We start from the raw sequence: 5,433 nt of genomic DNA, 5'->3' as shown, positions 1-5,433 counted from the left end.
CTTTATGATTATGTTTGATGATCGTATCAGTAAGCATTTAATCTAAAGGGCAGTTACACAGAATTCGGGATGGTCTCAGTATTAGTGTTTAATCTTTGGTAGATAACTCTCTAAAGATTTATTGGGCTTGTTAAAACTTTCAGGCTCTCGCTGTATGATATGAATCATTTCGCGCTTAAATGTGTCATTCTGCATTTTGCCGTCGTAACTTAGGCTCGGATGGTTGTTATAGTCATTCATAAACTGCACGTTATCAACAATCGACTCTATGGTAGCTTGTGACAGGGTGCCATCTTCACTGGTTAGTTTATCTAGTGTTTTCCGGTGGAATTTGAGCGTTAGCCCCTCGTAGCCTTTGCCTCTACTCTTTTTTTTATATTCCACACTAACCTTATAATTTGTACTTTCATTAATCTCTTCTAGGGCTTTATCGATCACATACTTTCGAAGTTCACTAAATTGCTTGTACTTGCCTTTTATACCCATAACATATTTAAAATCTTCAAGTTCATATGCTTTACTGTATTGATACTGTCCGATCCAACACACTATTAATTCATATAAGCGTATTGAGTGGATACTTGATAGCTCACTGATCTCTAACAACTTATATTTAGTAAAATTTGCTTTTAATTGTGTCAGATACGGCAATATATCCTCTGCAAAAGTTAGCGTAATCTTCCCTGTATTTGGGCTAAACAGAAGACTACTAACAAAGCGTGTACGCAATGCTTCATTGTCTGGCAGTGCGATGATCACTTCCCTTTCAAACAAGCGGTTACTAGCTTGCTCAATATCACGATAGATATTTTTTGCGTTGCTATCACTATAAAAAAGCCTTTTTATCTCATCAGCAGTAATAGTAAATTTGGTTTGTTTACTGATATTTGGCGCATCAGGTCTACTATCAATTTGACTAATACAAGTTAGTAAAAGCTCTTTTTCTTTTGTTGTCATCGTATAAGTAGCAAGAACTAAATCATTTGACTGTACGACTAAATTATTTTCCATTTTATATTTCACTATTTCTACGTTTATTAGAATTCCACATGAGACAAACTATCATAAAAATAGTAAAATAAATAGCTATCTTTAAACGACTCTTTTTTTGGCTCATTTACTCTTTTTTTGGCTCATTTACTCTTTTTTTGGCTCATTTACTCTTTTTTTGGCTCATTTACTCTTTTTTCTCTTTGTAAGCTATTGATATCAAAGGTGAAAAAAGGCTCTTAAACAGGAGTAAACAGGAGTAAACAGGATCAAATAAAAACCCTTAAAGAAACGGGTGATAAATTTTTTTGTGGATAAGTAAAAAATCATCACTTAAACAACGTATCTTGCCTAAGCAAATTTTTCCTCAGTAGCGGTTTTTTTGAGGACTAGATTAAGGACTAAATCCTCGCCTAGGTGTATTAGTTCTACTCACTTGATACTGATAGGTCTCTAAACCACCCTGTAGTGCTCTGTGTTGGCTTTCAGACAGCTCTTTGCCATATTGCTCAGTAAACGTCTCTAAAGTGGCTTTAAGAGCCTCTGAGTAGGTTTTACGCTGGGTTGTTGGTAAGGAGTTGACATCACGCAATGCAAGTTTGAGTTGCTCACAGGTTTCATTTAAGGTATCTGCTAAATGTTCTTTGGCAAGCCCTCTTGCCTCAGTTGGGTAGTTATCCTGATTGATGTAATCCGTTAATTCTTCTATATAGCTGAACGATGACATGGTGTCCCGAGTCATTCTCCCTACCTCTCCTGCGCTACCGCCCAGCTCGTCGATGTTACTGGTATTCAATGCCGCTCGTTTTTGATCGATATTGTCTCTGAAATCTGTAAAATGCTGAATCAGTGCCAGATACTGCTCACGTTCAGCGTTAGGATCACGCAACAGCTTGATGATGGATTTGTTGTTCTCAACCAGCGTGTGATCAAAACGTTTGGCCACTTGGCGTAAGTGCGCTGTAAATTCCACTGCTTTATCATGGCTCTCAATACCATGGTGCTTTGCAAACTCGCTGAGTACGGCTACTTGTCGCTGATCAAATTTATCAGGCGTGTTCTCTGCGGTTTCTCCTTGTGCCCATCTGATTGTCATCGACTCATGATGACGTTGTAGTAAGCGCATCGCCAGATGCAGCTTCATACGTTCAACATACTCAAAGATTCTCTCATCTTCATAACGGTTTGCTCGAGTGTCTCGATCAATTTGTCTTTGCTGTCGATCAAGTCGAGCAGCTCTTGCTCGTCGTGCGTCGTCATCGAAGGGGTTGGGGACTGGTTTTGCTCGCTCTGCAATGCCTTGATGGATGCCCTGAGCGACTGATTCGCTGTTTGCAGCTCTTTTTGAGTTTGCACTAATCCACTGTTTTGAGAGATCAATGCGTTGTTGTGCTTTTTGGCTTCTTCGGTCTGTTCCATTAATCCACTTTGGTAGGTTTTCGCATCGCTCAGCTGCCCAAGCAACGCCTCGTTTTGCGTCTTCAATGCATCGGTTTGTGTCGTCAACTCGATCTGCTGTTCTGTTAGATTGTTCTGTGCAGTACGCAATGTCGTGTTCTGAGCTTTCAATAAGTTGTTTTGTGAGGTCAACTCGCTGTTTTGTGCCTCCAATGAGTCTATGTAGTCTTGCATTTTGCTCAGTTGCCCGAGTAAGTCCGTCTCTAAGTTGTTTGATTCGTCGCTCATGGTCTGCCTCCTGTTTGATATGGTTCTCAGCAACCAGTTTGTTGCGTGCTTTGATTGCTCGGTTGGTATTGCCTTTTTCGGTCATGATGCCTCGGCGCTCCATTGCCGTTGCATGAACGCCCATTTTGATGGTGGGCTGCTGATCAAGCTCCTGATCTTTATAACTGCGTGCATCCATCAATGGTAGATTATGTTGTGCTAACACCTTGTTGGCGGTATCTACCCACATCCCACGGATACGCTTAATTTCTTTCATTGATGACGGCAGACCATGTTTTTTACGTTTTTTATTAGACCACTCAAACGGGGTCTTAAGGTTTGGGTCAAATGCCAAGGTTTTATTGGGCCCAACGATGGGCGCTCGAGTGGTGACTAAAATATGCGCGTGAAAATTGCGCGGATCAGGATTTTTCTCCCCTTCACGCAGTCGCTTAGAGCTGGGTTTAGCGTCAGGATCAAAAGGCAGCTTCATCACTGGACGGTGAATACAAACATCAGCAATCACGTCCATATCATCAACCAGCTTTTGGGCAAAATCTATTGCCAGTGAATGGCGATCTTGCTCAGACAACTCATAAGGTAGATTAATCAGCCACTCACGCGCCACTCGACTGTCCGAACGAGTCTCTGCTGCCTCAGCCAAATTCCAAAGCATCTCTCTATCGACATTCACACCTAGTGCTCTTAGCGCAAATGGCAAAACGATATCACTACTCATGACGCCAGACTTTTTACTATAGTCGTGGGTCTTACCGTATTTAACATCATCAAGAATATCACCAGCACGATAGGCGGCGCATGCTACTGCCGACTGTCCCGCTTTTCGAGAAATTGCTTTAGTATCGATATGAACCATTGTCATAATAAGCGAACCTAATGTTGGGTTTTTTGCACACCACGTCTTTTGTGGTGTGCGGGGTTTGGGGTTTCCCCAACGAAGAAGGATTCAAAATTAAGATAGTAACGAAGTGGATAGATTAAATTTTGAGTCGTTGCTTCGCCCTTAGTCAGGGGGACGCAACCATTAAACAATAAAATAATATATATCGGATGTCTGATGTGGTTGTGTTAAAGCATATCATAAGTGATTGAATGATGGTGAAGTCCTTGCTAGGGTTAATGATATATTATTTATAAGGAGAGAGACTATGTCAGTTACTAATAATAAAGCGCCTGAATCTATATTTGATAAACAAGATTCTAATAAGCTGAAAGAGCGTCAACGGTTAGAAGAGTTAAAACGCCAAACTAAGATTCAGCAGGTAAAGTTAGATAAGCGACTGAACAATCAAAAAATTCTAATGGGCGCATTTTTAGGTCAGGTATTGGCAACTAAAGGTGACGATGAACAGATGATCCGAGAATATTTTGCGATTCACTTTCCAGATTTCTTAACGAGAAAATCTGATAAGTTTTTATTCAAAAGCATGATTGAAAGTTTAGGCGGTGATATAGGTTTAGGCGATGAAGAGGATTCATTTGAGATTCAACAAAAAGAGAAGAGTCAAAAAGCTATTCATGAGGAAGGGGAAATGAAAGTTGATGCTACGGAACAGAGCCAATCGGAGAAATTCGTGAGCACGACCGATAGGAGTCCACTAGATTTTTCTTTGGGTGAGACAGATTATTCTGATCAGGGCAGTCACCAAAATTATCATCGTTAAAAGCGTGACAATAAATATGGTATCGGCTAATAAAAAATAGCCAGATGGTGACAACTGGCTATTAAGGCAATAAATATCAAGCTCTATCGGTCATAAGAGAGGCCTTTTTAATCTAAAACGATTATGCTGCTTGGTCAGTATGAGCTGTGACCAACTCTATAAAGGCGGTTTCAAGGGTGCTTAACGTATAATCATCAATCACAAGTCCAGCATCTAACTGTCGTTGCACCCAGACATAGACTGCTTCGTCATTATGAAGAATAGAGTCAACGCTAAGTAATGATGCTAACTGTGTCCCCTGTTGTACTTGTAGATTTGATAACAGTTGATAGGCTAAAGACTTAGCGTTGTTACTAAACCATGTGCAGCTGTTGAGCCGCGATAGATTGTTATTCATTAGTATTCTCCTGCAGATTATTATGTGTTAATAATGGATAAAATGACTTACTACAGGTCAAATTATACCTATATTTTAATCTATTGCAAGAGAAAATAACCTTCTATAGGTCTTTTTGTACTTTTGAAGTTTATAATGTCTTATCAAAGAGTGTGTTTACTCAGGCGACTCACTGCTGTTCTCATTTATGATTTCATATAAATCACCAACATTGATTCTAAGATACGTGCATAAAGACTCGATGACATCTAGGTCAACTCGAGTGGCTTCTTCATGATACATGCGAGTAATGGTGCCACGATTGATGCCAGTATCCCTTGCGACATCGGCAATTTTAAGGCGTCTTTCGCCCATGATGGTCGATAAGTGACACTTCACCATAGTGGTTTCCTCATTAACGATTAGTGGTTTTGATTGGTGAGCGGATTATAACGAATATGAGTGGCTAACGTATTCCTTTTAGTAGCTCAAATTGATATTCAATAGCGGTAATTTATCTAGTAGTAGGCAGTTTATTATGCTGTCTTTAATGCAGAACGTCTATCATAATGGATAGACGCTAGTTAGAAAAGACGATGCTATTTTGACTATGAAGTATTGCTATTAGTAGTGATGTGACGTACATTTTTAGTTATACTTATATACTTATATACTTATATACTTATATACTTATATACTTATATACTTATATACTTA

5 protein-coding genes are annotated in these 5,433 nt (G+C 39.6%); 1 reads left to right on the top strand and 4 read right to left on the bottom strand.

Annotated elements, in window-relative coordinates; all coding sequences use genetic code 11:
- Positions 1 to 81: 81 nt before the first annotated feature.
- Both ACT3QP_RS14005 and ACT3QP_RS14000 read right to left on the bottom strand, forming a co-directional pair.
- Positions 82 to 1,011, bottom strand: coding sequence for a replication initiation protein (locus ACT3QP_RS14005; RefSeq protein WP_192520942.1), 930 nt, complete (start codon positions 1,009 to 1,011; stop codon positions 82 to 84).
- Between the two features lie 373 nt (positions 1,012 to 1,384).
- Complete coding sequence (locus tag ACT3QP_RS14000; RefSeq protein ID WP_444525927.1) at positions 1,385 to 3,538, bottom strand: MobA/MobL family protein; 2,154 nt, start codon at positions 3,536 to 3,538, stop codon at positions 1,385 to 1,387.
- Positions 3,539 to 3,824: 286 nt separating this feature from the next.
- Between ACT3QP_RS14000 and ACT3QP_RS13995 the strand changes: the two genes are divergently transcribed.
- Positions 3,825 to 4,340 (top strand): hypothetical protein, encoded by a 516-nt coding sequence (locus ACT3QP_RS13995; RefSeq protein ID WP_444525926.1) that lies wholly within the window; start codon positions 3,825 to 3,827, stop codon positions 4,338 to 4,340.
- Between the two features lie 121 nt (positions 4,341 to 4,461).
- On the opposite strand, the gene ACT3QP_RS13990 is transcribed toward ACT3QP_RS13995, so the two are convergent.
- Both ACT3QP_RS13990 and ACT3QP_RS13985 read right to left on the bottom strand, forming a co-directional pair.
- Entirely contained in the window at positions 4,462 to 4,737 is a 276-nt protein-coding gene (locus ACT3QP_RS13990; RefSeq protein WP_192520661.1) for a hypothetical protein, read from the bottom strand.
- A 156-nt stretch (positions 4,738 to 4,893) separates the two neighbouring features.
- Positions 4,894 to 5,118, bottom strand: a complete 225-nt coding sequence (locus ACT3QP_RS13985) for a helix-turn-helix domain-containing protein (protein ID WP_192520660.1) — start codon at positions 5,116 to 5,118, stop codon at positions 4,894 to 4,896.
- Positions 5,119 to 5,433 lie beyond the last annotated feature (315 nt).

Source organism: Psychrobacter sp. AOP7-B1-24 (genome assembly GCF_052376215.1).
Classification (GTDB): domain Bacteria; phylum Pseudomonadota; class Gammaproteobacteria; order Pseudomonadales; family Moraxellaceae; genus Psychrobacter.
Note: the sequence above shows the minus strand (reverse complement) of the source record. Positions and strands in the feature narration are given on the sequence as shown.